The organism is Alteromonas sp. G5_S2_22_S1, from assembly GCF_054968525.1.
Genome location: NZ_JBQKUJ010000061.1, coordinates 1 through 474, shown reverse-complemented (window position 1 = coordinate 474; position 474 = coordinate 1). Strand labels below are relative to the sequence as shown.

The window sequence follows — 474 nt, the reverse complement described above, 5'->3', positions numbered from 1 at the left end:
CTACCGCAAGGTGAATTTTCGTTGAGTTACCACCTCGACTTTTTCCGATGGCCTCATCTTGTTTACCCGCTGCACCGCTACTATCCTGATGCGCTTTAACTATACTACCATCAAGAAACAACCATTCTGGGTCACCCTCGGAGGCTAAGCTTTCAAATAACTTTTGCAATATGCCTTTCTTCGACCATAAATTAAATCGTCGGTAGACCGTATTCCAGAGACCAAATTCAGATGGCAAATCCCGCCACTGAATGCCGGTACGCATTCGGTAAAGTATGCCCTCCAGGGTATTTCGGTGCTCATATTTGTTATAGACTCTGCCACTCTCCTTTAGCAGTACTTTTAGGATTTCCCACGCATCATCTGTTAACATCGTTCTTGGCATAGCAACATTACGGTTAATTATTTTTGGCGAAACAATTATACCTCGTTGCTATGCCGGCTGCTTTTCATACAAAGATCAACAACCTCTAG

The 474-nt window shown here is 43.7% G+C and carries 1 protein-coding gene; it reads right to left on the bottom strand.

The window, feature by feature from the left end; translation table 11 throughout:
• Positions 1-385, bottom strand: a 385-nt coding sequence (locus ACTRWF_RS19680; protein WP_462836107.1) for an IS5 family transposase, incomplete at its 3' end; no start/stop codon positions are given.
• Positions 386-474: the final 89 nt, after the last annotated feature.